The following is a 26,882-nucleotide window of genomic DNA, read 5'->3' as shown; positions in this document are numbered from 1 at the left end:
AGCTAAATAATCTTATAATAGAAAAGGTCAAATTTTGTAATTTCATAATTAGGAGTGGCTACTGTTAATGAAAGCAGGACTTCTTTCCCGGTTTTTACCACAACAGATAACCAGGAGGATATATTTTGGGGCAATTATTCTGACCCTTATCCCTGCAATTTTCATTGCATTTGCAGTTCCTGCGAGTACACTGAGGGTGACTAAAAGTGAAAAGGAAAAACAGCTATACAAAATTGTGGGGTTACTAAATGCCGCAATAGGAAATAGTTATTCAGATATTTTAAAGGAAAAGGGAGTTGTTGGGAAATCATCTCAGGTACAGGTTAAGATATTACATGATGTGCTTCAGCCAATCATAGATGAAACAGTAAAAGAATACCCGGAAATTGGTATGGGGTATTACTCATTAGAACTTGACTCAGTTTTGGCCGCGAACCCTCCAGTTAAATCTATTGCCTGGAATGGTCAGGATGTTATCTGGTATTCATATCCTGTTTATGATAATGGAAATGTCGTTGGACATATATGGTCATATACAAATAAAGAAACAATATATGCATCGGCTTTTAAAACAGCTTTATTTGTTTTGATTATATGGTTTTTATTCGTTGTGGTGCTGATTTTTGCATCTAACAAGATATTTGGCGGATATAATCTGCGGCTGCATATGTTAGAAGAGCGTTTCTCATTAGTATTTAACGCCAGTCCGGCTGCAATATGTCTGATCAGATGGGCTGACGGCATTTATACAAATATTAATACAAGTTTTGAAAAGATAACCGGTCACAGCAAACATGAAGTAATAGGGAAAAGCGTAGAAGAGTTAGGGCTAAAAATAAACTATGAGTACTGGTCCAAGGCGGAAGAATTAATTGAACGTTTTGGATATTTTAAGGGATTCCATGCCAAAATCCATACAAAAACACAAGAGATTCGGGATATAGTGGCATCTTACCAATTGGTTGGAATTTGCGGCGAAAAATATTTATTGGGGTTTTTTGAAGATATTAGTGAAATTAAAAAAATTGAGAAGAATATAAACGAACTGCTCGAAATAATTAAAAATGGCCGGGATGCCATTTTTAGGGTTTCCTCAAATGGTACTATACTAAACTGGAATAACGGAGCTGAAGAAATATATGGTTATTCTTCAGGAGAAGTTATTGGCAAGCATGTCAGTATTCTAGCAACAGAAGACCAGTATGAAATAGTAAAGACCATCAATAAAAAACTGTTAGAGGATGAGGTGGTAAAACCATATAATGCTACAGGATGCAGAAAAGACGGCAGCATTGTCGATGTGTCTCTTTCTGTAACACCGGTCAGAGATTCGCAGGGAACGATTAAAGCGTTTTCCTTAATTGCCAGGGATATTTCTGAACAGATAAAGCTTCAAAGAGAGATGGCCCGCTTGGAAGGCCTTAACCTTATCGGACAAATGGCTGCAAGCATAAGTCATGAAATTAGGAACCCAATGACAACGGTAAAGGGGTTTCTTCAGTTGCTTCAGGGCCGGGTAGACAGTAATATTGCCGAGTATTTTGAGTTGATGATTGAAGAACTGAACAGGGCTAATTCAATCATAGGGGAGTTTTTATCACTTGCCCGAAATAAGGCCACAAAAATGAAACAACAAAATATGAATAATATCATAGATGCTATATTTCCATTGCTGGAGGCAGATGCCATCAAGAGAGAAAAAAAGCTGAGTTTTGAAAAAGGACAAATTTCTGAATTAGCTGCAAATGAACGGGAAATTCGCCAACTAATGTTAAATTTGGTACGCAACGGAATGGAAGCAACACCTCAGGGTGGCCGAGTCACTATAAAGACTTATATGGATGAGGGTAATGTGGTTTTTGCTGTGCATGATCAGGGGAATGGCATTAAGCCGGAGTTTACAGATAAAATTGGTACTCCTTTTTTCACCACAAAAGAAGAAGGAACCGGATTAGGGCTGCCGGTATGCTACAGTATTGCGGAACGGCATAATGCCTGGATTAATTTTGACACAGGTCCGAAAGGGACAACCTTTTTTGTATATTTCAAAGCAGTGGAGAGCAATATAGATTGAATACTTAGTAAGGCTGCCGTTTTGGCAGCCTTGTTTAATTTATTTTGTTTCTGGCAGAGGTGTTTCAAAGTAGATACTGGTACTCGGAAACGCTACAGATACGCCTTCAGTTTCCAAAATCTCCATTATTTTAAAGTTAATATCTTCTTTTACTTTCAGGTATTCCGCCCAGTCTGTAGTATTTGTAAAGAAATACAGAAAAATATCAAGACTGCTGTCATTAAAAGAATCAAACCTTGCCAGGATAAAGTCTTTATAAATTTCAGGATGGCATTCCAGCATGGAACGGATTTTTTGCACACATATTTCCAATTTGGCACGAGGCGTGGAATAAGCAACTCCCAGTTTAAAAGTGATCCGCCTAATGCCCATTCGTGACCAGTTAGTTACAGGTTCATTTGCCAGTGTAGCATTTGGGATGGTAACCTGGGCTTGAGCAAAGGTCCTTATTTTCGTACTGCGGAAATTAATATCTTCAACTATTCCTTCGACACTTGGGGTATGAATCCAGTCACCAATTGAGAATGGCTTATCGGTAATGATTACGATCCCCCCAAATATATTTGACAACGTATCTTTAGCAGCCAGTGCAAAGGCTAGGCCGCCAAGTCCCAGTCCGGCAATAAAACTATTGATATCATAATCCCATTCTTGGACCACTATAGTCATAGCTAGTGCTATAATAACAACTTTGAAAACTTTCGATAGAAAAGGTATCAATATTTTGTCAATTTCAAGTCCGAATATTTTTTTTAGATCATCTTGCAACAGGTCGTAGCTTTCCGTGAAATTATAAAATCCTGTTGCAATTAGGATTATCAGGCCTGAACGGAAAAATTTTGATATTATCAAATTATATTCTGGACTTAAGGGCAGGTAAAAAAAGGCTAGGTAAATTCCAAGCAAAGCCCATAACCAACGCAGTGGATTTTTAAAAGACATTACTATATGGTCATCTAAACTGGTTTTTGTTCTGCCAGACAGTTGCAAAAAAATTCTGATCATAAAGTTAGCAAGAGTGTTTTTCAGTACCAGAAAAAATATCAAAATGGCAGCTGCGGTTAAAAGGTCAATGATTAATCCGGGCAATAGAATATTATTTATTTTTTCGAGCAATATCATTCCCTCCTAAACTATTAAACAAATACGACAGTAAAAGGAGGATTCCTTTTATTTTTTTCTCCCAAAAGTCAAAGAAGCCTTATGCAATGCAATGGCTTCTTTGGGAGGTTACCTGTTATTGTTGTTGCTGGTTCTTGATTTTGTACTGTGGTTCCTGCTGCTCAATATAGTTGACTCGCCCTTTAAGGGAATTGGAGATTGTCTCAACCTGACCGCTCATGTCGTTAAACATTTGTTTGCTGTTTTGATCATTGGTTTCGAGAGCAAATTGTTTCAGGTTAGCTGCTGCACCCTCCAAGCTTGATAGGGTTTGATGCATTTTATCTCCTACTGTCAAATTAATAACCTCCTGATATTTATTGTTTTTGGGACAGTAGTATTTTTTCCTCAAAAAACTTATAGAATACTGTTAAATTATGTTAAATCTTACTTCGGCTTCGAATCTTAGAGATATTTCTTTAAATTCATCCAAATTAATCAGGGTCTTATCACCATAGTAATAAATATAATTCCATGGTTGTTTGTTGTATTTCCTGTATTTTTCGCTGCCAAAATACTCGACAAGCAAATCTCCTGCCTGAGAGCCGCAAACCGTCAGTCTTAATATTTTCCAGTGGGAAGTATTTTTTTGCATAAACAAATATCAACTCCTTAAAAACGCAAGCAATGCCAAAAATAACTATTTAATACATTTTACACCATAATAACGCTTGTGGCAAGAATAAAAAACGCTCAGTGGGGATAAGATATTATACCCCAATATGGTAACATTTATTGACAAGGAGTTGGATTTATGAATTATACAATGATGGGTGAAAGAATCCGAAGACAAAGACTTGCCAATAAAATGACCCAGGAAATATTGGCTGAGAAAGCGAATATTTCAGTGTCATTTCTTGGTCAGATAGAGAGAGGCGAGAGAAAACCTAGTCTGGAAACAATCATAAATATTGCTAATTCATTGGGTGTCACGGTAGATCAATTGTTAACAGACAGCTATAAGATTGCACCTAAATCTCTTGTTGATGAGCTGGCTTTCCTGGTGCGCGAGAAATCGGAAGAAGAAATAAGAACAGTTATTGAAGTTACTAAAACGATTATTAAATATAATAATAAAAAGGATTAAGGGACTGTTTGTTAGAAAAAATTAAACAGTCCTTGAATTTTTAACGATATGGATTTATATACCAGTTAATATTTAGGTTAAAATTGGCGATAATATAAGCAGGAGAATCTCATTCTTCTAAAATCCCTTAATTCCACCCCACAGGGGTGGGTTTTTTATTTCTTTACTTTTGACTTTTATAGATAAAAGAAATAAAATAAAATAAGAAAGGTTAGTATAAATTGTGAAAAATATAACAATATTGAGAGGCCAAAAGAGCCCTGTGTGCAGGGGCTCTTTTTTAAATAAAAGGAAAGGGAGGAATAGTCTAAGGAGGGGTAAATATGTGTGAAGAAGCTTGTATTAATTGTGAACAGTGTGATGACTTCAAGAACGGATGTCAAGGTCAGATAGGCAGCTTTTTTGATGAATTGTGCCCCACACCAATAATCGAAGAACAGATAATCCTTAGTTAAGTCCTTTACTTAACCTTCTTTCCTTTAAGGGAGGAAGGTTTTTTTTGCCTGCTGAGGAAGTGCCGCTTTAAATATCTTGTTATTGAATAAGAGTGTGGGTTAAGGTAAAACTAACGAAAAAGAAACTAACAGCCGGAGAAAAAATGATTATACACTTATCTGATATGTACAAAATTTACGGTCTTAAAAATAACCGGGTTTCAGCCTTGAAAAACATAAATCTGGAAATAGGTTCAGGTGAAATGTTGTCAATAATGGGCCCGTCAGGTTCAGGTAAATCAACCTTGATGAATATTATTGGATTTCTGGATCGTCCCACTTCCGGGATTTATAAATTTAAAGGAAGGGACATCAGCCATCTTAATGACAATCAGTTGGCACGCCTGAGAAATCAGTATATAGGATTTGTTTTTCAAAATTTCAACCTGCTTTCAAGATCCACTGCGTTGCGCAATGTGGAGCTTCCTATGATTTATGCAGGAATTTCTCCCGGCAAAAGACATAGTATAGCTATGGAACTTCTTGAAGTTGTAGGTCTCAAGGATAGGGTGAATCATTACCCAAACGAACTTTCAGGAGGTCAGAAACAGAGAGTGGCAATTGCCAGAGCGTTGGTTAATCATCCGGCAGTACTCTTGGCAGATGAGCCTACCGGCAATTTGGATTCCCGGTCCGGAACTGAAATCATAAGGCTCTTTGATACTCTGAACAGTATTGGAGTTACAGTGATTATTGTAACACACGACAGTGATGTGGCTATTCAGACGCGCAGAATAGTTTACATCAGAGATGGGGAGATTGTTTCTGACGTTGCCAGTACCAATACCAACAAAGATAGTAGGATACTTCCTTATGAAACAAAACTTGGCATGTTAGGTTTTGCTAAACCACATGAACGAAATGGCAGGGATGGTTTTGAAAATATCTGAAGCATTGAGAATAGCTTTTTCCGGTTTAATATCAAACAAGATGAGGTCACTGTTAACTATACTGGGGGTTATTATAGGTGTCGGATCAGTTATTACTCTGGTTTCCATTGGTGAGGGAGTTAAATCAACAATTTCTGACCAAATCCAGGGCCTTGGCTCCAATCTGGTCCTGGTCACTCCGGGTAAAGGTGCAGTTGGCATGAATGCCAGCTCAATGGGGTCTGCGGTCAGCGAGCTGTCATATGAGGATGCTCTTGCTGTGGAACGTAATTCAGAAGCGGTAAAAAGTGTGGCCCCTTTAATAGAAAGTGGGGCCAATATTGAATATCAAGGTAAGACGAAAGCTACTCTTCTAAGCGGGACCACTGAAAGTTATGGAGAAGTTCGTAATTCGCCGCTATCTGCCGGGATTTTTTTTACGATGGGAGATATCAGGGGGTATAGACATGTTGCTGTAATTGGTGATACCGTGCGCCAAAAAATATTTAACAAGGAAAATCCTGTAGGCAAGACAATTTTTTTAAATAAAGTCGGTTTTGAGGTCATTGGGGTTATGAAAAAAAAAGGCCCTACCCTTACAATCGATAATGACGACAGGGTTTTTATACCAATAACTGTGGCCGAAGAAATGCTCAATACAAACCAGGTCAATATGATGTTTGTACAGGCTGGCGGTCCGGATTTGGTAAGTACTGCAGTTGCAGAAACCCGGAGAATTATTACTGATAGACATAAAAAGAATGATTTTGTGGTTAGTGAACAGAAAGATATCTTGAATACTTTCGAGGGGATTATGGGGACCCTGACAAGTATGCTCGGGGGTATTGCCGGGGTTTCGCTTATGGTAGGTGGTATCGGTATAATGAACATAATGCTGGTAACAGTTACGGAAAGAACCCGTGAAATCGGTATCAGGAAGGCAGTGGGAGCAAAACCAAGAGATATCATGTTCCAGTTTTTACTGGAATCAATATTTATTAGCGCTATGGGAGGAATGTTGGGTATTGCAGCCGGTTTTTTGGGAGCTCGGCTGCTTGATCAGGTAATCCCCAGTTTACCGACTGTAATTTCTCCCTGGTCTGTAAGTACTGCGTTTATGTTTGCTTTGCTTGTAGGCTTGTTTTTTGGGATTTATCCAGCGCGGAAGGCAGCGCTGCTAGACCCTATTCAGGCTTTAAGGTATGAATGATAATACCTTGACATTATATTTAAAATATATATAATAATATTACGTGCAAATAAATAAAAATTTAGTGGGCGAGTAGTTCAGTGGGAGAACGCTTCCTTGACACGGAAGAGGTCGGAAGTTCAATTCTTCTCTCGCCCACCATTGAAAATGTAAGGCTCTCTTTTTTAAATGAGGGCCTTTTTTAATAGCGAAAAGGGGTGTTCCCATGATTGTTTATGGGCACGCCTCTTACTTTTTGCCCTAAAGAAACAGGTGAATTAAAAACTTAAAAAGGGGGAAAACTTGGAGAATACCTATGGATACTTGTACTTCAATGGGTTAGAAGAACAAGGAGGGTAAAAATGAATATTGAAAACCTGATTTATCAAGAATTGCTTGAAATTGCGAATCAACGTGGTATTTTTCTAGATTTTGTTGATTTGCCAAATAAAATTGATGGATTTTGGTTTTACATAAAAAACAAAACTGATGCAATAGCAATAAACAGGGTATTGGCAGGGAATAAAAGGAATTTTACTTTAGCCCATGAATTGGGGCATTCAGCACTTCATAAAAATTCAAATTACAATGTACTCACTAACGGTGGGAAATTGGATGAAAAAATGGAAGCAGAAGCAGACGAGTATGCAAGGATATTGATAACAAAAATTAAAAAGAATCTACGGAAAGAGGTTACATTAAACATACAAAAATGATAAAATAAGGGTGTTAAACTGGGATGTACTAAATATAATAATTAAAAAGGCTTAGCCGAGCCTTTTTTATGCAGATAGGATAAAATTTAAACTTTCCTATCTGCTAAAAAATAGAATGGAGGAATTTGTTATGACCTTAGAACAAAGGATACAGAGACTCGAGGATATTGAAGCTATCAAATATTTAATGGGAACCTATTTTCGCTGTTTGGATTGTAAGCAGTGGGAAGAGCTAAAAGAATGCTTTGCCGAAGATGTAAAAACTGCATATTCTGATGGTAAATTATCATTCGGAAATCGTGATGAAACGATTGATTTTTTTAGAAAAAACATGCCGCCTACACAATTGACAATGCACCAAGGTCATACACCGGAAATTGATATTACAAGTGATACAACCGCTAAGGCTTACATGTATCTTCATGATGTACTTGTTGTTACAGATTATGATACGGGACTTACAGGTGGTGCTATTTATACCATTGAGTATAAAAAAATTAATGACAAATGGGTAATATCATTTATTGGCTACAATCGTACCTATGAAGAAACATGGCCAAGAAAAAATCCTGAAAAACGTAAAATAACAGCAAATATGTTTGCTAAGAAAGATTAATTGATATAATGATTATAATGTTTTATGAAGAATATGGAAGGGGGCTACCTATAAGTAAATTATGGGTATGCTCCTTTTGCTTTTTGCCTAAAACCATCCTCAGATATTGTATTGTATACAAAAAAAAAAATTCTCATATACTATTAGCAAATGGGGGTGAAACAATGCAAGCATCCTTTTCTATTGGAGCCAGAGAAAATATAGAACTGCTTAAAAGTAAGTTGGATACAGAGTTTGCTATGCTGCAAAACGACGGTATAAAGATATCTTTGGAAGAGTCTCCCCCAACTGGGGGTTTAACATTTTTAGGGTATAATATTGCTGATTATGGAAACTCAAGTTATTCAGAGGAAGAAACACGCTCAATTTTCAAACATTATATTGCCAATGTTGTTTCGGAAATAATTCTTAATTATTGGGAAAAGGCCCTGCTAAAAAATATCATCCGAAACAACTACTACTATTTTTTGCCTGAAGAACAGGAAGTAATCTATGATATTGGGCTAAACCATCTTAACCATGGTGCCGATCCTAATGATGAAGCATTTGTGCACTACTTAAGCAGAAAAGCTCTGGTAATGCAAAGGCTTATTGAGTATCTTCATACCAATGAGCGACTGATTATTGAGGGTTTTATCCGTTTCAGGCTGAAGGATTATCTTCAAGAAATATATAATGCAGCAGATAAGGCAATAGACGATTTTATGCTGGAAAAAGAATATAAAGAGTTTATCAAACTTCTGAAGTATTTTGTGGAAATACAGGAACCGAGGCTGGAAATAGTTCAGGTTTTGATACAACCTTCAGGATACTATAAATTGCTTGACGGAGATAATAATAACATCAGCAGTGAGTATCTTGACGGATTTTTGGTTGAAACGGGAGAATCTGAAATAAATTACGAGGATTTGCTTATTAGTGCATTAATCACGATTGCGCCAAGCAGAGTAATACTTCACTATAAGGAAAATGATATTAGTTGTCTTAAGGCTACGGACACCATTAAGAGTGTGTTTGGAGACAGGGTAAAGTTTTGTGATGGATGTGAAATCTGTGAAAACGCCGAAAAGGCTAGGGGTAACCGGGAGAGAAAGCAATAAAAAAGAATAAATGCATTAAAAAACTTCCTTGAAAAGGGAAGTTTTTTAATGAAATTTTAAAAAAAAAACAGGACACTTAATCGTGTTTGTCAAATGATTAAAGTGTCAAAATTTTCTATTAATCAAAAATATTGAAAGAAGGTGATTTTAAATGGAAAAAAAATCATCAGCTGAAGAAAGGGAAGAAAATGTTTTTGTTCCGCCGCCCCCTCCATCTGCGGCATTCCCTCCTCCACCCAAACAACAACATATATCCAATGATAGAAATTATTTCGATAAGACAGCCGAATCGGTGATACCACCGCCGCCTCCAAAATACGGCTCAAAGAAGTTAAAGCCCGCGGTTTTGCCATTCGAAAGGGAAGTACCTTTGCCACCACACCAATTATCTATTGAAGCCAGTGCAAAAATAAGAAAGGATAGACCGCCTGAGAATATTGCTGCCGACTATTCCAAAGTTTCTATTATCAGGAGGTATTTTGCATACTGTTTCGACTCCATATTTGCTTTGATTCCTCTTTTTGTTGTATTGTTTTTCAGCCCTGTCAAAAACGAATTGGAAATTATGTATGGGAATTACATGCGTTTTGGTACAATTTATATTTTTGATGAAGAAAGATTTGGTGTCATTCTTATTATATTAACAGCTATGTTATTACTGGCTGTTACTTACATGATTATCAGGGATGGGATAGGAAAAGGCCGCAGTTGGGGCAAAAGAATGACCGGACTGATGGTGGTATCTCTACGAACTGAAAAGCCTTGCGGCAGGGGAAGGTCTTTTTTGCGGAATTTTCTCTGCTTAATTCCGGGCATAAATATTCTTTACACAGTTGTTGAGGTAATTATGGTTAGCGCTAATCCCAAAGGAAGAAGGATTGGTGATTATATTGCCGGAACACAAGTAATCACTGCTTCTGAATATAAAGTGTAAACGAATTCTTAAATGAGGATTAATAAGATTCTTTGAGATAAGAGGTGTGATACTAATGAAAAAGCTTTTTTTGGTTTTGTCAATATGTGGACTAATATTATCGGTAGTTGTTTGTGCAGGATGTCAAAAAACAAAACCGGAAACATCTGAGGTAATAATTTATACATCTGTAGACCAAATTTATTCTGAACAAATACTTAAGGAATTCGAAGAAGAAACGGGAATAAAGGTCAAACCGGCTTATGATGTTGAAGCTGCCAAGACTACCGGACTTGTACAGCGACTGATTGCCGAGAAAAATCGGCCACGTGCGGATGTGTTTTGGAGTGGAGAGGTTATTCAGACTATCCGTTTAAAAGAGGAAGGAGTTTTGGCATCTTACCATTCCCCGGAGGCTGTGGGTATTCCTGAAACATTTCTTGACCCTGAAGGCTACTGGACAGGTTTTGCCGGAAGAGCCAGGATTATTATCGTAAATACAGACCTTGTGCCGCGGCAGGAATGGCCTTCATCTGTATTTGACCTTATTGATTCTTCTGTTCCAGGCAATAAAATCGGGATAGCTATGCCAATGTTCGGCACTACTTCCACACATGCCGCAGCGCTTTATTCAGTTTTGGGCGATAAAGAAGGCAAACGTTTTTTTGAAAAGATTAAGACAAAGGGAATAGCTGTTCTGGACGGTAATTCCTTGGTTAGGGATCAGGTAGCACAGGGCCGGTTAATGTTCGGTCTTACCGACACTGATGATGCTTGTCAGGCTGTTCAGGATGGATTGCCGGTGCAGATAATTTTCCCGGATCAGGAGCAGGATGGCTTGGGAACGTTTGTTATTCCTAATACCGTGGCAATGATAAAGGGAGCCCCGCATCCTGAACAAGCTAAAAAACTGATTGATTTTCTGGTCAGCAAAGAAGCTGAGCAAACAATGGTAGAAATAGGCTGGAGCCAGTTCCCTGTACGGCCTGTCACCAGTAAAAATACCTGCTTAGAAACTGGGGATATACATGAAATGGAGGTAGACTATGGAAAAGTATTCCTGGAGCTTGAGAAATCTGCAGCAGAAATGCGCGGCATTTTTGTCAATTAGGCTTAAGTCTTTAGGTGGGGTTCCGGAAGTACTTATCTTGATAATTTTATGTTTAAGTCCTTTACTGGCTCTTGCAGGATTGTCAATTACCGAAGCTTTCCGCGGGAACACAGAGGTTCTTTCCCTCATCACACCGGAAGGGAGGCGAATCTCACTGTTAGTGGGTACGGTTGTCCTAGGTTCGGGTGTGGCTGCGGCAGGAATTCTGATTGGCACACTGGCTGCTTCAGCATTTATGTCTATAAATTCACCATGGAAAGGTTCTCTTGTTTCTTTGGTTTTTTTATTTGCTGTTATTCCTCCCTACATTCATGCCTTAAGCTGGCAGGCTTTACTTGAGACTGTCAATAATGTATTAAACTGGTTTTCTTTACCGGAAATTGTGCTGGCAGGATGGTTTGGCAGCTGGTGGATTCAGCTGATGGCCTTCACTCCGCTGGCGGTGGGTTTGGGGATTCTTGGGTTTGAAGCGGTTTCGCCAATCCTTATTGAAGCGGGAAGGATAATGCGCGGTGATTTGACTGTTTTTACCAGAATTGTTTTGCCCCTGGCCATGCCGATGGTTGCTGCAGGGGGAGCTTTCTTGTTTTTGTTGAGTGTCACGGATTATAGTGTTCCGGTTCTTTTCCAGAAAAGCGTATATACCTTGGAGATTTTTGCTGAATATAGTTCAAATGGATATCCATGGAATGCATTTTGGCTTTCCATCCCTCTTTTACTGATAATCTTTGTTGTACTGTTTTTTTCTCAATATCCATTGAAAAAAGCCGCCATGAGCCGCTTTAAAACTAATAAAGCCTGGTCTAATCCCCCTAAGTGGCCGTCCTATTTTAGCTTTTTGCAGGCTGCTGCCTGTGTCATTGTAGGACTGGTTATATTTGTTCCGGTATTAACGTTAATTCTTCAGACAGGGTCTGTGGGTCAAATGCTGAACAGCATTCTTGCCGCTAAAGAAGAGATTCTATTCAGTCTGGGGATTTCAGCTGTTAGTGCGGCAATAAGTTTGATTCCGGCTGTTTTTATTGCAGGTAAAATTACAGGCAGTAAAGCTGTTTCGTGGTTGGGATGGGTTGCTTTACTGCTTCCTGTGTCGGTTCCTCCTCCACTGGTGGGAATTGGTTTGATTGCAATTTGGAACCGGACTCTGCCTGTTGATGTATATGGAAGCAGTTTGATGCCGGTTTTAGCGTCACTGGCCCGTTTTCTTCCTTTGGCGGTCCTTATTATGGCATCTCAGATGAGACGTATTGATCCTTTGCTTATGGAGGCTGCCAAGGTAATGCCGGTATCAGGATTGTCAAAGTGGACCCAAATTAAGATACCCCTTATAACTCCAGGCCTTATTGCTTCTTTCTGCACTGTTTTTGCTTTGACAATGGGGGAATTGGGTGCAGCTATAATTGTAGTTCCGCCTGGGAATTCTACATTGGCCATAAGAATTTTTAACTTGCTTCATTATGGTGCGGGTGATTCGGTTTCGGGACTTTGCCTGTTTCAGGTAATTATCATTCTTTTTGCTGTGCTGATTGGTGCGCTTAGCATGAGGTTTGGTCAATATTGTTCACAGGAGCGAGGCTGTTCATGATTAAGATTTGCAACCTGACGAAAACATATGGAGAAATCGCGGCAGTCCGCAAGGTATCATTATCTGTACCTCAGTTTTCTGCGATGGCTATTCTGGGACCATCGGGATGTGGGAAGACAACACTGCTTAGGCTGCTCTCTGGGCTGGAAATTCCTGAGGCAGGTGAGATTTACATAGATGGCAGAATGGTAAGTTGCAGCAAATGGGCAGATGCTCCGGCAAGCAGGAATATCGGATTTGTTTTTCAATCACCTGCTCTCTGGCCCCATCTTACAGTTGCCGGTAATATTCTCTTTGGGCTGAGAGGATTAACAAAAGCCAAGGCGAAGGAACGGCTTGAAGAACTGTTGGAAGTTATGAATATTAAAGAACTAAAAAAACGTTATCCTCACGAGATATCAGGGGGCCAAGCCAGAAGGGTTGCTATAGCCAGAACATTGGCGCCGAAGCCGCAAAGAATTTTGATGGATGAGCCTTTGGTTAACCTGGAACCTGAGCTTAAAACCGAAATTATCGCCTATATTAAAGAGGGTATAAGCAGCACCGGGGCAACACTTGTTTATGTAACCCATGATAAAAGTGAAGCCTCTCAAATAACAAAAAGTCCTTTATTTATGAGCAATGGAATGATTGCTGGAGAAGGGGAGAGTGATGGAGAAGACAGTGTCAAGTAAGAAAATTTGGCTTGTAGTTATATCTCTAGTTATTGCATTACTCGCTGTTTCTGTAGCCGGTATGACTATATCTCGGGTTTCTGAGAAAAGTAATGCTGCTAATTCTGACTGGAAAACAATTTGCCCGCCCAGGGAAGTGACCGTATTTGCTGAACAAGGTGATATAATGTGGGCCGGTGGTATGGATGGGGTATATAAACTGGATCGGGTAAACAAAAAATATACTGAAGAACTGGGCAGTTTTAGCCATGTTAAAGGGCTCTTGGTGGATGATGATGGATGCCTGTGGATCGGACATGAAAAAGGCATAACTATTTTGAAGGGAGCTTCCTCAAAAAGCCTTACTATAGCAAACGGACTGCCGGATAATCATGTTACTTCTTTATTCCAGGACCGGCAGGGAAGGGTTTGGGCAGGAACATGGAAAGGAGCCGCGGTGTTTGACGGTTTTTCCTGGGAGGTTATCAATTCCGGCAATGGTCTTCTTGATGATATGGTTAATGTGGTTAGCGGAGATACTTATGGTGGAATTTGGCTCGGTTCTTATGTGGCCCCCAGAGGAGGACTTACTTATCTGCAAGAAAAAAACCGGCAGTATTTTTCTACAGATAACGGTATTCCCCATAACAATATCAATTCAATCATTCAAGCAAATGACGGTACTATTTGGATAGGTACAGGCTACTTGGACAGAGGAGGTGCTGTTAATCTTAAAGCAGATTCGGACCAGACTTGGCGTGTTAATGAGATTATTGATGAAGACAGGGGTCTTCCGGGAGCAAAAGTTAGGTCAATTTATCAGGATAAGTCCGGGGTAGTTTGGTTTGGGATGGAATATGACGGACTGGCATGCCGGAAAGACGGCAGGTGGCAGGTTTTAACAAAAGAAGATGGGCTTTCAGGAAATGAGATTAAAACGATGTTGGAGGATTCAAGCGGCAATTTTTGGCTTGGCACGGAAAACGGGGTAACAGTTATTCCCGGAACCCGGATAACATTGTCTAAGGAGGGAGGAGGGCAAAAATGAATAATAAACCGGCTCAGAAAAGCCCCGAAAATTTTCTCCAGTTTACATTGATGATATTGAATAGCATTATTAAAAGCATGTTGAGAAGACCAATTTTTTATATTTTGATGTTTTTGGTTGTATGGGTGGTGCATACTTATTTGATGGTAGGTCCAAATAATGGGTATTGGAAGATTACCAAATGGTACCTAGGTTTGAGTCTGGCCCTGAAAGGACAGGTATTTGGAGGGACTTTGTTCTGGATGCTTCTGGTGGGATTTATAACCTCAAGCCTCAGGCACATTAAAAACGACGGGTTAGGCGGATTTATTAAAGGGCTGAGCGGAACGGTACCTGTACTAATAGATTATTCCCAAAAAGCAAACTCTATGGTTGCCCCGGTATTTTTTGGAGGTGCTGCGGCAGCATTGCTGATTGCATGTTTGTTGGATAATAAGTTTGTCAGCCTGCTTCTGGCTTTAGTTGTTTTTGTTTCTATAAGTAGACGTTTTCAAAGTCTGATTTACCTGGGAGCCAGTTTAGCATGGGCAGATTTAGTCAAGCTGTTTAAGTACAGGGATATTACCGATTCTGACAGACAGAGGGTCTACCAGCTATTAGGAGCTGCAGCTGCGGGATTTTTGTTGGGTGCTGTGTTACCATACCAGCCTTACTCGGGCTATCTGGGTGTTTTGATTCTTATTGTCTTGGCTGTGGTAAAAAACAAAAAGGCAGCATCCGGTGCCATCCTATTCATTCTTACTTCTGGAGCTATACTTTATGCCCCGGAGATTCTTGCTCATGACGGGGGAGTCTATGAAGCAGGAGGCTGGGGCAACTGGTTAAGCAGTCAGGGGGCGCTTACTGCTGTCTTATACGGTCTGCCGCCTGCTATTGCTTCCGCTATAGCAGCAGCTATAGGGCTAGGTGCCGGAAGTGGGATTTCTCTGGGGGATGTTGACTTTGAACCTTGGCAAGATGAAGCAGGAGAACCTCCTGCTGAAGAAATTTCAGATGAAGATATGACTGATAATTTGACAGATGATGAAATGAACATTGGTGATGTACCTATTGATATTTCACTGCTGCAGGGAGGACCCCAGGAAAACCCGTTTACCTCATTGTTCGGGGGAGACGGTCCGGGCATTTGTCAGGATATGGGTCTGCCAAATTATTGGATAAATACAGCTACCCTTAACTTGGTTATAGAGGATACCTTTTTTAAATCCAAAGGAACAGGCCCTGCTGTTAATCTGAAAATTTCTTATAATTCTAATCCAGGGATTTACGGTATGATGGGAAGAAGCTGGCGTTTTGCTTATGATTCCTCTATTGAGGAACAGAATGGGACAATTCTTGTTATTAAAGGGTCCGGGCAAATTCTTCCTTATAAAATCTTGGATAATGATATCGGAAACCTTGTGGCTGCAGAATCTCAGCCTATAGAACTTATTTCTTCTGCCGGTAATTATGATAGGCTTCTGGATTATGGCCGGTACTGGTTATTTATAGAAAAGAGATCACGTCTGGTATACCGCTATGATAAGGTCCCAGGAACCGGTTTAGCCAGGCTTACCCGTATTCAAGACTACAATAATAACGGAATTGATTTAAGCTATAACCAGGACGGGACCCTGGGCAGTATCAGGGATGCCGCAGGGAGAGTAACCAGGTTGGATTATAATGAACAAAACTTGTGCATCCGTGTCATAATTGCTGATGGCAGGGAAGCCTGTTTCGCTTATGACCAAAATCAAAATTTAATTCGCACAGAAGACCTTTTGGGAGTAAGCAGTTTATACGAATATGACCAAAGTGGTTATTTAAAACAGATGAAGGTAGGCAGCAAAAATCATACCACTTCATTTACTTATCAGAAACTGCCTTGGGGCAAAGGCATAGCTTCGGTAACAGATGCAAGAAATCATGCGGTACGGTTTGAGATGGTATCCGAAAACCCCAGGCAGGTAAGACGGTTTGATGAGAAAGGAAGAACTGTTATTTATCTAAGTAATCAGGGCTTGACAGACAAAATAATTGATCCTTTAGGGAATTTTAAGGAAAATAGTTTCCAAAACGGACTTCCTGTGAGTGCCCGGGACATAAATGGCAATGTGAGAAAAATGGAATATGATTACAGCGGGAATTTGATTAAGCATACAGATGCAGCAGGGAATGTTTTTGTTTACAAGCATGACGCCTATGGTAATGTTTTGGAAGAAACCAATCCTCTTGGTGAAAAAAACCTATTCAAGTATGATGCGAACTTTAATCTGGTTGAAATGGTTTCTTCTTCTAAACACAAATTTATCTTTGAATATGATGGAAAGGGCCGGCTTACAGGAATTATCCGTCCTGATGGGAGCAAGGCAGCATTTTCTTATGACGGCTTTGGAAATGTGGAGAATTATACAGACCCTCTTGGCGCCATTTCGAGGATTGAGTATGACAGATTTGGCTTTGTAAAGACAGCTTCTACGGATTCCCGTGGTTTTGCCAGCAGGTTTGTTTATGATGAAAATAACAGGTTGGTAAAAATAACTTATCCTGACGGCCATAGCCGCAGTATAACCCATGACTGCTGTGCTCCAAAATCAACTCAGAATGAAAAAGACAACACAAAAGTATTTGAAAGGGACCAACTCTTAAATGTCACCAAATTTATTGACAGCCTGGGGAACGTTACTTCCTACCGTTATGACGAAAACAGCAATATGACAGCTTGTCAGGACCCCATCGGTAATATAGTTACCATGGGATATGATGAGGCAGGTTACCTGACAGAGCTTGTTCGTCCGGCAGGGAAAATCAAGTTTAAGAACAGGGGCAACGTTCCGGTCCTTATTGAGGATGAAAGAGGAAAACAAACCAGGTTTGCATATGATGGCAACAACCTGCTTGTTTCCCTTACAGACCCTCTGGGGAACAAGACGGTATTTAACAGGGACCCCTTGGGGAGAATTGTTGAAGTAATCAATAGTCGCGGGCAAAAACTGCAATACGAATACAATTTGGAAGGACGCCCGGCTGCCCGTTATATGAACAATAAGGAGACTTGCAGATATGATTATGGTTTAAATGGTCTTCTGCAGGAATTAAAGGATGAGTCAGGGGTAACAAATTATCGATATGACGGAGCCGGCAGGGTTACGTCCGTTACCTATCCGGACTTAAAGGAATTAAAACTGTTTTATGACAAGGTCGGTAATGCAGTGAAGGTTCAGTATCCCGGAGACTTATTGGTTTCTTATGAATATAGTGAGCGTAACCGGGTTACGGCTGTTTCCTGGAACAATAACAAGGTAATCTTGGAATATGATGCAGCAGGCAGTTTAATATCAGAGCGGCGTTCCAACCATACGGATACAGTTTATCAGATTGATGCCATGGATAATATCATTGGAATAAAACACAGTCATAATGGGATACCTTTCATTGATTTGACCTATACTGTCGATGCTTCAGGAAATCTTATTGAAGAGACGGGTTTGCGTCCTTTATACTGGTATCCTGACCCGGAATTAATAGAAATGAAAGCAGAATACAATGACCTTAATCAGATAATTAGGTGGGGGTCAGATTCTTACGAATACGACCCGGATGGAAATCTGATTCAAATCAATGGCTTCAGAAATGTTCAGTATATTTACGATTCTGCAAACCGTCTCGTTGAAATAAACGGCAAAACGGGTTCGGTAAAATATATTTATGACGGACAGGACAAAAGAGTTAAAGCTGTCTATGGAGATGAGATTAGAAATTATTACTACAATCCTTTAGGGCAATTGATTTTTGAAAGTGACGGGAAAGGAAATATTAAGAATTATTATATTTATGCCGGAATGCGGTTAGTGGCTATGATGAATTCACAAGGAGAAGTATTTTATTATCATTTTGATAATAAAGGCAGCACAATATCACTAACGGACAGTTCGGGAGCAATCACAGCTTCTTATGCCTATACACCTTTTGGTTCAGTTGACCAAAAAACCGGAAATTTGTATAACCCGTTTTCATTTGTGGGTGCTTTTGGAGTTATGGATGAAGGGAACAATCTTTTCTTTATGAAGCGAAGATATTATGATAGCCTGACCGGAAAATTTATGCAAAAAGATCCTACCGGTTTTGCAGGAGGAATAAACCTTTATGCTTATGTAGAAAATAACCCCTTAACCCGTATCGATCCGGAGGGCACAGGTGTATTTCTTGCTGCGGGCCTTATTTTACTAACATTTATGGCAGCCGGTTATACTTTGTCTCAGTCAAAAAATCGGGCATTTAACACAATTCAGAAAGTCCTTGATGGTGCTCCGCAATATATTTCGAAAGAGATAACCCCGGAAGAATGGAATAGACGTATTTCAGAATTAGGGAATATTCCCGACCAGGTTAAAAAAGATTTTCTGGAAGGACTGGCTGAATTAGGTGATAAAATATTAACAACTAACCCTACAACCAGCGGGGGATATTCTGCTATTAAAGCCACCGGGCAGGCTGCACAGGGCGATTACGGGGACGCTGCCTGGAACGCTCCTGGAGCAATTCCGGGAACTCCGGGATCTGCCTGGACAGCGGGAACTGAAACATATGGAGCTATAAAAAATGCATGTGATGAACCATAATTAGGTCATAAGTCTATTATTTAGAAGATTTATTGAAAGGGGAAAATATCATGAGTAATCAAGGGAACACCGGTTACAAATATACTTATGATTCTTCTAACCGTTTGATAGGGGTAACATTTGAAGATAATACCAGGTTAATATATGAATATGATCCCGCAGGTAATATGATTTCACACAACAAGATAACCGCAGACTGTTCGCCCTTGGGATTTTCTAAACTCTTTGAAGAATATGAACACCTCAAAAAAACGTACCAAAAGGGTGAATTAAGCCACAGTGATTTTCTTGAGCAGTTGTATAACCTGAGGATACAGGATGAAAGAGGTACCTGGTGGCAGATTGGAGAGAATGGAGAATGGCTAAAATGGGACGGGGCACAATGGGTTAAAAGCGGGCCGGAATAAATTCTGGAAATTTTTGTTCTACATTTGGAGGTCTTTTTATGATACCATAGTTTTGAACTTATAGACTATGATAAAGGACTTGACGTGGATGAAGGTAATATTAATTTTAATTCCTATTATCGGAGGCATTTCGGGATGGTTTAGCGTAGCTTTGGCTCTGAAAATACTGTTTTGGCCCCCCAATCCTATTAAGCTTCCTTATACTGATAAGTATATCCGAGGGTTGTTACTGGAAAAACAGGAACATTTGGCTGCAGGTATCAGGGAAATAATCCAAACCCAGTTACAGTTGGCGGTTACAGAGGATGAAGGCCTAGCTTATGAAGTCAAAAAAAACTTAATTAATACTGTTGTTGATTCCGTGAAAGAACATATTCAGCACAAGATTCCCTTTTTGGTGCCTAAAGGAGTAAAGCTGAAGATAGTAGATACTGTTGAAGAAATTATCAGGAAGGAAATTGCCGGTTTTTTGGATGAATTAGTTTACAATGTTCGCAAAGATAAAGGACCAGGTTTTGAAATCTGCCGGTTTATTGAAGAAAAAATTCGCTGTTATAATTTGAACGGTCTGGAGACCAGGATAAATAAATTACCTGAGATACGTTATCTGAAAACCGGAGCAGCTTTAATTGGAGTTATTTCAGGTTTACTGCAGATGCTGGTGGCAATTGCTGCCAGGGCTTGACAACGGTGTTACCTAGTCATATAATATAACCGTTTAAGACTAATTAAAGGCCGTGAAAAGGAAAAGCAGGCTGTGTCACCTGTCAGAGAGATAAGGCCCTGGGCTGAAAGCCTTATCGGGGAACGTGCAGTCAGTAAACCACCTTGGAGCTGTCGGGCTGAACAGAGTAAGCCCTGACCGGGTATGTCCCGTTACAGACATTATAAGAGCCGGTTTTCCGGAAGCAGAGTGGAACCGCGGGAGAACAACTCTCGTCTCTGGGATTATTTCCAGGGACGAGGTTTTTTTTATTTAGTATTATTAGCGGTACATTATTAGCCGCTTATATAAGGAGGTACGTTTGATGTCTATGGTGAAGATTTCTTTAAAAGATGGTTCAGTTAAGGAATTTCCTAACGGGACACGGGTAATTGACATTGCTGCCGGCATTAGTAAGGGTCTCGCTCAAAATGCTTTAGCAGCCAAGCTTAACGGCAAGAAGGTTGATTTGGATACTCCTGTTAATGAAGACAGCACAGTTGAGATTATTACCTGGGATAGTGAAGAAGGGCAGGATGTATATCGCCACAGTACGGCACACATAATGGCACAGGCTGTAAAAAACTTGTTCCAGGGGGTGAAGTTTGGCATTGGTCCGTCTATTTCGGAAGGGTTTTATTATGATTTTGACATTCCGGAAAAATTATCTCCTGAAGACCTGCCGCGGATAGAAAAAGAGATGCAGAGGATTATCAAAGAAAATTTACCATTTGAGCGTATGGAGGTATCCAGGGAAGAAGCCCTCAGGATGTTTGCCGACTCTGGAGAAAACTACAAGGTGGAGCTGATAAGTGACCTTCCTGAGGATGCGGTCATTAGTTGTTATCGCCAGGGGGATTTTATTGACCTGTGTGCCGGACCTCATGTGCCCTCTACGGGAAAAGTAAAATCTGTCAAACTTATGAACCTGGCAGGGGCTTACTGGCGTGGGAGCGAGAAAAATAAAATGCTTCAGAGAATATATGGGACTTCATTCCCCAAAAAGTCTTTGCTGGATGAACATATTTTTCGGATAGAAGAGGCTAAAAAACGTGATCACCGTAAGCTTGGGGCTGAACTTGAACTGTTTTCCATGCATGAAGAGGGTCCTGGTTTTCCTTTTTTTCACCCTAAAGGCATGGTTCTGAGGAATCAGTTGGAAAATTTCTGGCGTGAAGAACATAAAAAGGCCGGATACCAGGAAATTCGCACCCCGGTGATTCTAAACAGGAGCCTTTGGGAGCAGTCGGGCCACTGGGACAACTATAAGGAAAACATGTATTTTACCAATATTGATGAAGTGGATTTTGCGGTAAAACCGATGAACTGTCCCGGCGGTATCCTTGTCTACAAGTCTAAACTGCACAGTTACCGGGACTTGCCTATCAGGCTGGGTGAACTGGGGTTGGTCCACAGGCACGAACTGTCAGGTGTATTGCATGGTTTAATGAGGGTCCGGTGTTTTACCCAGGATGATGCCCATATATTTATGCTGCCTGCCCAGGTGACAAAAGAGATTATAAGGGTTATTGACCTTATTGATAAATTTTATAGTATATTTGGATTTGAATATCATGTGGAATTAAGCACTAAGCCGGAAAAGGCCATGGGGTCCGATGAAATTTGGGATATGGCAACAGATGCTTTAAAGCAGGCCCTTGAGGAGAAAGACCTGGATTACAAAATTAACGAAGGTGACGGGGCTTTCTATGGTCCTAAAATTGATTTTCATCTTAGGGACTGTCTGGGGAGGACATGGCAGTGTGGCACTATACAGCTTGACTTTCAGATGCCCGAAAAATTTGACCTCACATATATAGGTGAGGATGGGCAGAAACATCGCCCTGTTATGATTCACCGGGTAGTATTTGGAAGTATTGAGAGATTTATCGGCATCCTGATTGAACAGTATGCCGGGGCATTTCCGGTATGGTTGGCTCCTGTGCAGGTCAAAGTACTTACTGTGACCGACAGGGGGCTGGATTTTGCCGGAGAAATCCTGAAAAACCTTGATGAGAACGGGATTAGGGGAGAAGTTGACGGGAGGAACGAAAAAATCGGGTATAAAATAAGGGAGGCTCAACTTGAAAAGGTTCCCTATATGCTCGTAATAGGAGACCGTGAAGTTGACAGTGGGTCTGTAGCTGTACGTAAACGGGGTATAGGCGACATGGGCACTGTTGCTCTTGATGAGTTTGTGAAAACCATCAGCGAGGAAATTGATTTGAAAATTATTTGACAACAAGGGAAACCCGGTGCTATAATTAAGAAACAAATTGAAATAATATCCAAAGAAGAAGCCATCCGCTTCTCACCTTATAACGCTGCGGTTGTTGATAAGGTCATTTAATTTCAGAAATCAGGTATCATATATTTGATTTTTTGCGGGTGGTTATCCACCCGCTTAGTTTTTTTACAGTAGATATTAAATTTGGAGGTGACCCCAATAAGCAAAGATATGCGAATTAATGAGGAAATCAGGGGTAAGGAAGTCAGATTAATAAGTATGGAACAGGAACAGTTAGGAATAGTGCCGGTCAAGGAAGCTCTTAGAATGGCTCAGGAACTTGAACTGGACCTGGTTGAGATTGCACCAAATGCTAAACCCCCGGTATGCCGCATTATGGATTTTGGCAAGTATAAGTATGAGCAGAGCAAGCGTGAAAAAGAAGCTCGTAAAAAACAAAAAATTATTAGTGTTAAAGAAGTTAAGGTAAGGCCCAATATTGAAGACCATGACCTTGATGTGAAGACCAAAAATGCCTTGAAGTTTTTAAAAGAAGGTGATAAGGTTAAGGTCACTCTTATGTTCAGGGGCCGTGAAATGGCTCACGCTGAATTGGGCAAACTACTTTTGAAGAAGGTTGCCGATGCAACTGAAGAAGTAGCCAATGTTGAAAGACAGCCAAAGGTTGAAGGAAGAAATATGATAATGATTTTAGCACCAAAACAGGATTAGAGAGGAGGATTTAGTATGCCCAAAATGAAGACTCACAGGGGTGCTGCTAAAAGGTTTAAAGTTACTGGGAGTGGAAAAGTTAAAAAAGCTAAAGCATATAAAAGTCATATTTTAGAGAAGAAGTCTGCTAAGAGGAAGAGAAACCTCCGCAAATCTGATATTGTATCCAGTGCTGATACCAAAAGACTTAAGCTTTTGATGCCTTATTCATAAAAATTGGCATGACACCATCATATTATAAATGTTTTTAAGGAGGTTAGGGATATGTCTAGGGTAAAAAGAGGGGTTACAGCCCGTAAAAGACATAAGAAAATATTAAAACTGGCCAAGGGTTATTTTGGTGCTAAAAGCAAGCTTTTCAGGCCTGCTAATGAGCAGGTGCTGAAATCTCTTTCATATGCTTACCGTGACCGCAGGGCCAAAAAGAGGGATTTCCGTAAGCTGTGGATTACTAGGATTAATGCAGCTGCAAGGATTAATGGAATCTCTTACAGCAAGCTTATTAATGGGCTGAAACAGGCCGGGGTTGATATAAACCGCAAAATTCTGGCTGATATGGCTGTGAAGGATGAAAAGGCTTTTGGCAGGCTTGTTGAGGTTGCAAAACAGAAACTAAATGCCTAAGACAATTTAGGTTTTAACGCTATATACACGGGACTGTTCCTAATGGGGCAGTCCTGTTGGATTTTTAGAGACCTTCCGCTTTGCTCTCCACTATAATAATATAATAATATATTTATAATTAGGAGCGGGGTTTTAAAATTGAGAATAATGACTTACAATGTGCATTCTTGCATAGATGTTGAGAAAAGAAACAGTCTTGACCGGATTTGCAACCTTATTAAAAAGGAACGCCCATCCATAATTGGTCTCAATGAGGTGGAAAGTTTCAGCCCCAGGGTTGGGTTTGTCAACCAGCCAAAACGCCTGGCTGCAGCACGAAATATGGTATATAGCTATGGGCCAGCCATCAAGTTTGGGCCGATAGGTTTTTTCGGGAACGCAATTTTATCGAGATATCCTATATATGAATCTAAAAACTTCCGGCTTTCCAGTAAGCGTGAACAGAGGTGCTGTCTACGTACACGGCTGCGTATTCCTGAGGGGTATATTACAGTATTTATAACTCACCTGGGACTTAACAGGCAAGAGCGGTTTGAGCAGATAAGTGAACTTGAAAGATTGGTGGCTCAAGAAAAGAATCCGGTAATTCTGATGGGGGATTTTAACTGTGGAATGGACCAGCTTCGCCCTCTTTACAGGATGTTATCAGATGCCGGCAGTATTTTTGGATCCCAGCCTACATTTTCTCTTACAAATCCTAAAGACAGGATTGATTATATCCTTTTTTCAGCAGAGTTTGAGTGCAGGGATTTAATTGTGGCGGAAAGTGATTCCTCAGACCATCTACCGGTGATAGCGGATTTGCATATCGCGAATGTTTAAAATTTTCCAGTATTGTTTATAATAATGCTGGGTATAATCCGGGAAGGAGGTTGATAGTTTGAAAAAAATTGCTTTAATTAGCATAATTATGGTTGCCATTATTTTTTCGGCTTGTTTTGCATATGCAGGAGAAGCTGCCTGCTATACGGTTAAACCTGGAGATACTCTATATGGAATAGGTAAAAGATTTGGTTTGCACTATAGTGCGGTCATGAAAATTAATAAATTGGATTCTATTATTATCAGGCCGGGAATGAAATTGAACATTCCAGTAGAAAAAGGCAGTTTCCATATTGTCAAGGAAGGGGAAACACTATACGCTATTTCACGTAAGTATGACGTTATGGTTACCGAAATAAAAAACAGAAATAATTTGTCAGATAATCTGATAGTTCCCGGAATGAGGCTTTTGCTGCCGGGTACCGCTGTTGCGGTAAGTGGACATGCTCAGCGGGTACTCAGCGGAAGCACCTCTTTGGATAGTGACGATATTTTGCTGCTTGCCAAAATGATTTATGCCGAATCCAGGGGCGAGTCTCTTAAAGGCCAGATTGCAGTTGCTGCAGTCATATTAAACAGGCTTAAGAGCAGGGAGTTCCCTTCGACAATCGATGAAGTAATATTTCAAAAAACCAAAGGTGTATACCAGTTTACCCCTGTGGCAAATGGGAAAATTAACCTGGAACCTGATCGTTCATCATTTTATGCTGCTGAACGGGCCTTGAAAGGGGAAGACCCTACAAATGGGGCATTGTTTTTCTATAATCCGGAGATAAGTTCGGATACGTGGATCAAGACTCTGCCTGTTACAAAAGTAATCGGCAATCATGTTTTTGCTAGATAAGAGTAAACCTTAATGGGAGTAGACTTGAGTATTAAGATATGCTTAAGGCTGCTCCTATTTTATTTAACAGAATGGAAGTATAAACTAAAATTCGAAAAAACTTCCTACATATCTACAATCATTTCATCTAGAAAATAAAGGGATTTCCTCGCTATGCAACGAAAAAAAAGTAGACTTGAAGCAAAATTCAGACAATTCGTGAAATAAGGAATCAACAGTAAAGGGGACTCTTGTGATTTTGAACAGTATTTTGATAATTATGTTTAACTTAAATAATAATACTACTTTTATTCTCCTTGCGATTCTTTTGGGAGGTGTTATTATAAGTTGCGGATCAATATTCAGACATTTATACAGCACCAAAAAACGCATTCGCATGATGACTGAGAAACTGAACGAGGTTGCGGCTGGGAATTTCACCACCGCTATTTTAGATAAGGGGACAGATGAGTTAGCAAATCTTGCCGGATCTATCAATAATTTGGTTAGAAAAATTTGTGAGTACCATGAAGATGATAAGCGGATGCTGGCAGATGACTTCATGTACGAAAAATTTGCTGCTGTTGGAGAGATTGCTGCCGGCACAGCCCATGAAATCCGTAACCCGCTTACAAGTATTAAAGGATTTACATATCTTCTTCAAGACAAGTTTGAACAAGGTGAGCAAGGATGGGAATATGCACAGATTATTAAACAGGAGGTTCAGCATATTGAGGATATCATTAATCAATTTTTGATAATGGCGGCCCCATCTTTCCTGGTGATGGAACAAAGCAGCCTCAATGAACTTATTAATCAACTGCTCCCGGATATTGCTATGGATGCGGTTAGTAACGGGGTGTTAATAGAAACAAATCTTTTCGGCAGGATACCTGATGTTTATGTTGACCGCAAGCAAGTAGTTCAGCTGGTTGGCAATTTGTGCAAAAATTCAATTCAGGCTATGTCCGATGGGGGGATATTAAAAATTGAGACTAAGTATTTAGGTGAGGATAATATGGCTACTCTTATTATCAATGATACCGGAATTGGTATTTCTCCTGAAGTCCTTAACCGGATAGGCGATCCTTTTTTCACAACCAGAGAGGAAGCTGCCGGATTGGGACTGACAGTATGTTATCGTATAGTTCAAAATCATGGTGGCAGTATGAAGGTTAATTCTATTAAAGGTTGTGGGACAACTTGTGTAGTTAAATTACCTGTGACCTAAAGGAAATTTTAGTTAGATTAAAAAGCCTCTTTAATTATGAAATATCTGCCTGTACATGATAAATGTAATGGCGGTGATAATAATATTAAGGAGGTG

The 26,882-nt window shown here is 40.0% G+C and carries 26 protein-coding genes, 1 tRNA gene and 2 other annotated features; of the genes, 24 read left to right on the top strand and 3 right to left on the bottom strand.

Annotated features, from left to right (window positions below; translation table 11 throughout):
* Positions 1–67: 67 nt before the first annotated feature.
* Positions 68–2,074: a PAS domain S-box protein gene (locus tag ABFY19_RS08735; protein ID WP_418790290.1), complete on the top strand. Its 2,007-nt coding sequence runs from the start codon at positions 68–70 to the stop codon at positions 2,072–2,074.
* Positions 2,075–2,113: 39 nt separating this feature from the next.
* On the opposite strand, the gene ABFY19_RS08730 is transcribed toward ABFY19_RS08735, so the two are convergent.
* The 3 genes from ABFY19_RS08730 to ABFY19_RS08720 all read right to left on the bottom strand — a co-directional run bounded on the left by ABFY19_RS08730 (position 2,114) and on the right by ABFY19_RS08720 (position 3,830).
* Positions 2,114–3,190, bottom strand: coding sequence for a mechanosensitive ion channel family protein (locus tag ABFY19_RS08730; protein WP_418790289.1), 1,077 nt, complete (start codon positions 3,188–3,190; stop codon positions 2,114–2,116).
* Between the two features lie 121 nt (positions 3,191–3,311).
* Positions 3,312–3,533, bottom strand: a complete 222-nt coding sequence (locus ABFY19_RS08725) for a DUF1657 domain-containing protein (protein WP_418790288.1) — start codon at positions 3,531–3,533, stop codon at positions 3,312–3,314.
* A gap of 72 nt (positions 3,534–3,605) precedes the next feature.
* A complete protein-coding gene (locus tag ABFY19_RS08720) occupies positions 3,606–3,830 on the bottom strand; it encodes a hypothetical protein (RefSeq protein WP_418790287.1) in 225 nt (74 codons plus the stop codon).
* 159 nt (positions 3,831–3,989) lie between these two features.
* On the opposite strand from ABFY19_RS08720, the gene ABFY19_RS08715 reads away from it, so the two are divergent.
* From ABFY19_RS08715 to ABFY19_RS08605, 23 genes are all read left to right on the top strand, one after another.
* Positions 3,990–4,322: a helix-turn-helix domain-containing protein gene (locus tag ABFY19_RS08715; RefSeq protein ID WP_418790286.1), complete on the top strand. Its 333-nt coding sequence runs from the start codon at positions 3,990–3,992 to the stop codon at positions 4,320–4,322.
* 323 nt (positions 4,323–4,645) lie between these two features.
* On the top strand, positions 4,646–4,777 hold the full coding sequence (locus tag ABFY19_RS08710) for a hypothetical protein (RefSeq protein ID WP_418790285.1): 132 nt from the start codon (positions 4,646–4,648) through the stop codon (positions 4,775–4,777).
* 143 nt (positions 4,778–4,920) lie between these two features.
* Positions 4,921–5,706 (top strand): ABC transporter ATP-binding protein, encoded by a 786-nt coding sequence (locus ABFY19_RS08705; RefSeq protein ID WP_418790284.1) that lies wholly within the window; start codon positions 4,921–4,923, stop codon positions 5,704–5,706.
* The gene (locus tag ABFY19_RS08700; protein ID WP_418790283.1) at positions 5,687–6,895 is read left to right on the top strand and encodes an ABC transporter permease; all 1,209 of its coding nucleotides are present in this window, start codon (positions 5,687–5,689) and stop codon (positions 6,893–6,895) included. The genes ABFY19_RS08705 and ABFY19_RS08700 overlap by 20 nt, the downstream gene beginning before the upstream one ends.
* A gap of 66 nt (positions 6,896–6,961) precedes the next feature.
* Positions 6,962–7,036 (top strand) — tRNA-Val (locus tag ABFY19_RS08695).
* A 200-nt stretch (positions 7,037–7,236) separates the two neighbouring features.
* Positions 7,237–7,590 carry an ImmA/IrrE family metallo-endopeptidase gene (locus tag ABFY19_RS08690; protein ID WP_418790282.1) on the top strand — a complete coding sequence of 118 codons (354 nt, stop codon included), beginning with the start codon at positions 7,237–7,239 and terminating at the stop codon, positions 7,588–7,590.
* Positions 7,591–7,720: 130 nt separating this feature from the next.
* Positions 7,721–8,206, top strand: a complete 486-nt coding sequence (locus tag ABFY19_RS08685) for a nuclear transport factor 2 family protein (protein WP_418790281.1) — start codon at positions 7,721–7,723, stop codon at positions 8,204–8,206.
* Positions 8,207–8,370: 164 nt separating this feature from the next.
* On the top strand, positions 8,371–9,306 hold the full coding sequence (gene ytxC / locus ABFY19_RS08680; RefSeq protein WP_418790280.1) for a putative sporulation protein YtxC: 936 nt from the start codon (positions 8,371–8,373) through the stop codon (positions 9,304–9,306).
* Between the two features lie 151 nt (positions 9,307–9,457).
* Positions 9,458–10,240 carry an RDD family protein gene (locus ABFY19_RS08675; protein WP_418790279.1) on the top strand — a complete coding sequence of 261 codons (783 nt, stop codon included), beginning with the start codon at positions 9,458–9,460 and terminating at the stop codon, positions 10,238–10,240.
* 55 nt (positions 10,241–10,295) lie between these two features.
* Positions 10,296–11,330 (top strand): extracellular solute-binding protein, encoded by a 1,035-nt coding sequence (locus ABFY19_RS08670; RefSeq protein WP_418790278.1) that lies wholly within the window; start codon positions 10,296–10,298, stop codon positions 11,328–11,330.
* The gene (locus ABFY19_RS08665) at positions 11,266–12,915 is read left to right on the top strand and encodes an ABC transporter permease (protein WP_418790277.1); all 1,650 of its coding nucleotides are present in this window, start codon (positions 11,266–11,268) and stop codon (positions 12,913–12,915) included. The genes ABFY19_RS08670 and ABFY19_RS08665 overlap by 65 nt, the downstream gene beginning before the upstream one ends.
* Positions 12,912–13,589, top strand: coding sequence for an ABC transporter ATP-binding protein (locus ABFY19_RS08660; RefSeq protein ID WP_418790276.1), 678 nt, complete (start codon positions 12,912–12,914; stop codon positions 13,587–13,589). Before ABFY19_RS08665 ends, ABFY19_RS08660 begins: the two co-directional genes overlap by 4 nt.
* Entirely contained in the window at positions 13,567–14,616 is a 1,050-nt protein-coding gene (locus ABFY19_RS08655; protein WP_418790275.1) for a ligand-binding sensor domain-containing protein, read from the top strand. Before ABFY19_RS08660 ends, ABFY19_RS08655 begins: the two co-directional genes overlap by 23 nt.
* Positions 14,613–19,217, top strand: a complete 4,605-nt coding sequence (locus ABFY19_RS08650) for an RHS repeat-associated core domain-containing protein (RefSeq protein WP_418790274.1) — start codon at positions 14,613–14,615, stop codon at positions 19,215–19,217. The genes ABFY19_RS08655 and ABFY19_RS08650 overlap by 4 nt, the downstream gene beginning before the upstream one ends.
* A gap of 50 nt (positions 19,218–19,267) precedes the next feature.
* Positions 19,268–19,624 carry a hypothetical protein gene (locus ABFY19_RS08645; protein ID WP_418790273.1) on the top strand — a complete coding sequence of 119 codons (357 nt, stop codon included), beginning with the start codon at positions 19,268–19,270 and terminating at the stop codon, positions 19,622–19,624.
* 88 nt (positions 19,625–19,712) lie between these two features.
* On the top strand, positions 19,713–20,309 hold the full coding sequence (locus ABFY19_RS08640) for a hypothetical protein (protein ID WP_418790272.1): 597 nt from the start codon (positions 19,713–19,715) through the stop codon (positions 20,307–20,309).
* A gap of 43 nt (positions 20,310–20,352) precedes the next feature.
* Positions 20,353–20,571 (top strand) — a binding site (T-box leader).
* An 87-nt stretch (positions 20,572–20,658) separates the two neighbouring features.
* Entirely contained in the window at positions 20,659–22,566 is a 1,908-nt protein-coding gene (thrS, locus tag ABFY19_RS08635) for a threonine--tRNA ligase (protein ID WP_418792567.1), read from the top strand.
* Positions 22,567–22,612: 46 nt separating this feature from the next.
* Positions 22,613–22,745 (top strand) — a sequence feature (ribosomal protein L20 leader region).
* A 40-nt stretch (positions 22,746–22,785) separates the two neighbouring features.
* Entirely contained in the window at positions 22,786–23,286 is a 501-nt protein-coding gene (gene infC / locus ABFY19_RS08630; RefSeq protein WP_418792566.1) for a translation initiation factor IF-3, read from the top strand.
* 15 nt (positions 23,287–23,301) lie between these two features.
* Complete coding sequence (rpmI, locus tag ABFY19_RS08625) at positions 23,302–23,499, top strand: 50S ribosomal protein L35 (RefSeq protein WP_418790271.1); 198 nt, start codon at positions 23,302–23,304, stop codon at positions 23,497–23,499.
* Positions 23,500–23,550: 51 nt separating this feature from the next.
* Entirely contained in the window at positions 23,551–23,910 is a 360-nt protein-coding gene (rplT, locus tag ABFY19_RS08620) for a 50S ribosomal protein L20 (RefSeq protein WP_418790270.1), read from the top strand.
* Between the two features lie 147 nt (positions 23,911–24,057).
* On the top strand, positions 24,058–24,732 hold the full coding sequence (locus ABFY19_RS08615; RefSeq protein ID WP_418792565.1) for an endonuclease/exonuclease/phosphatase family protein: 675 nt from the start codon (positions 24,058–24,060) through the stop codon (positions 24,730–24,732).
* Between the two features lie 58 nt (positions 24,733–24,790).
* Positions 24,791–25,576: a cell wall hydrolase gene (locus ABFY19_RS08610; RefSeq protein WP_418790269.1), complete on the top strand. Its 786-nt coding sequence runs from the start codon at positions 24,791–24,793 to the stop codon at positions 25,574–25,576.
* A 232-nt stretch (positions 25,577–25,808) separates the two neighbouring features.
* Positions 25,809–26,786, top strand: coding sequence for an ATP-binding protein (locus ABFY19_RS08605; protein WP_418790268.1), 978 nt, complete (start codon positions 25,809–25,811; stop codon positions 26,784–26,786).
* Positions 26,787–26,882: the final 96 nt, after the last annotated feature.

This window comes from Phosphitispora sp. TUW77, from assembly GCF_048453025.1.
In the GTDB taxonomy this organism is placed as follows: Bacteria; Bacillota; Thermincolia; order Thermincolales; family UBA2595; genus Phosphitispora.
Note: the sequence above shows the minus strand (reverse complement) of the source record. Positions and strands in the feature narration are given on the sequence as shown.

What these genes read in the sequence shown, in the direction of transcription:
- ABFY19_RS08670 (WP_418790278.1), top strand. Translation starts at nt 10,296, where the DNA reads ATGAAAAAGCTTTTTTTGGTTTTGTCAATATGTGGACTAATATTATCG.
- infC (WP_418792566.1), top strand. Translation starts at nt 22,786, where the DNA reads ATGCGAATTAATGAGGAAATCAGGGGTAAGGAAGTCAGATTAATAAGT.
- ABFY19_RS08645 (WP_418790273.1), top strand. Translation starts at nt 19,268, where the DNA reads ATGAGTAATCAAGGGAACACCGGTTACAAATATACTTATGATTCTTCT.
- thrS (WP_418792567.1), top strand. Translation starts at nt 20,659, where the DNA reads ATGGTGAAGATTTCTTTAAAAGATGGTTCAGTTAAGGAATTTCCTAAC.
- ABFY19_RS08710 (WP_418790285.1), top strand. Translation starts at nt 4,646, where the DNA reads ATGTGTGAAGAAGCTTGTATTAATTGTGAACAGTGTGATGACTTCAAG.
- rplT (WP_418790270.1), top strand. Translation starts at nt 23,551, where the DNA reads ATGTCTAGGGTAAAAAGAGGGGTTACAGCCCGTAAAAGACATAAGAAA.
- ABFY19_RS08705 (WP_418790284.1), top strand. Translation starts at nt 4,921, where the DNA reads ATGATTATACACTTATCTGATATGTACAAAATTTACGGTCTTAAAAAT.
- rpmI (WP_418790271.1), top strand. Translation starts at nt 23,302, where the DNA reads ATGCCCAAAATGAAGACTCACAGGGGTGCTGCTAAAAGGTTTAAAGTT.
- ABFY19_RS08650 (WP_418790274.1), top strand. Translation starts at nt 14,613, where the DNA reads ATGAATAATAAACCGGCTCAGAAAAGCCCCGAAAATTTTCTCCAGTTT.
- ABFY19_RS08685 (WP_418790281.1), top strand. Translation starts at nt 7,721, where the DNA reads ATGACCTTAGAACAAAGGATACAGAGACTCGAGGATATTGAAGCTATC.
- ABFY19_RS08720 (WP_418790287.1), bottom strand. Translation starts at nt 3,830, where the DNA reads ATGCAAAAAAATACTTCCCACTGGAAAATATTAAGACTGACGGTTTGC.
- ytxC (WP_418790280.1), top strand. Translation starts at nt 8,371, where the DNA reads ATGCAAGCATCCTTTTCTATTGGAGCCAGAGAAAATATAGAACTGCTT.
- ABFY19_RS08660 (WP_418790276.1), top strand. Translation starts at nt 12,912, where the DNA reads ATGATTAAGATTTGCAACCTGACGAAAACATATGGAGAAATCGCGGCA.
- ABFY19_RS08690 (WP_418790282.1), top strand. Translation starts at nt 7,237, where the DNA reads ATGAATATTGAAAACCTGATTTATCAAGAATTGCTTGAAATTGCGAAT.
- ABFY19_RS08715 (WP_418790286.1), top strand. Translation starts at nt 3,990, where the DNA reads ATGAATTATACAATGATGGGTGAAAGAATCCGAAGACAAAGACTTGCC.
- ABFY19_RS08675 (WP_418790279.1), top strand. Translation starts at nt 9,458, where the DNA reads ATGGAAAAAAAATCATCAGCTGAAGAAAGGGAAGAAAATGTTTTTGTT.
- ABFY19_RS08655 (WP_418790275.1), top strand. Translation starts at nt 13,567, where the DNA reads ATGGAGAAGACAGTGTCAAGTAAGAAAATTTGGCTTGTAGTTATATCT.
- ABFY19_RS08665 (WP_418790277.1), top strand. Translation starts at nt 11,266, where the DNA reads ATGGAAAAGTATTCCTGGAGCTTGAGAAATCTGCAGCAGAAATGCGCG.
- ABFY19_RS08735 (WP_418790290.1), top strand. Translation starts at nt 68, where the DNA reads ATGAAAGCAGGACTTCTTTCCCGGTTTTTACCACAACAGATAACCAGG.
- ABFY19_RS08700 (WP_418790283.1), top strand. Translation starts at nt 5,687, where the DNA reads ATGGTTTTGAAAATATCTGAAGCATTGAGAATAGCTTTTTCCGGTTTA.
- ABFY19_RS08615 (WP_418792565.1), top strand. Translation starts at nt 24,058, where the DNA reads ATGACTTACAATGTGCATTCTTGCATAGATGTTGAGAAAAGAAACAGT.
- ABFY19_RS08640 (WP_418790272.1), top strand. Translation starts at nt 19,713, where the DNA reads ATGAAGGTAATATTAATTTTAATTCCTATTATCGGAGGCATTTCGGGA.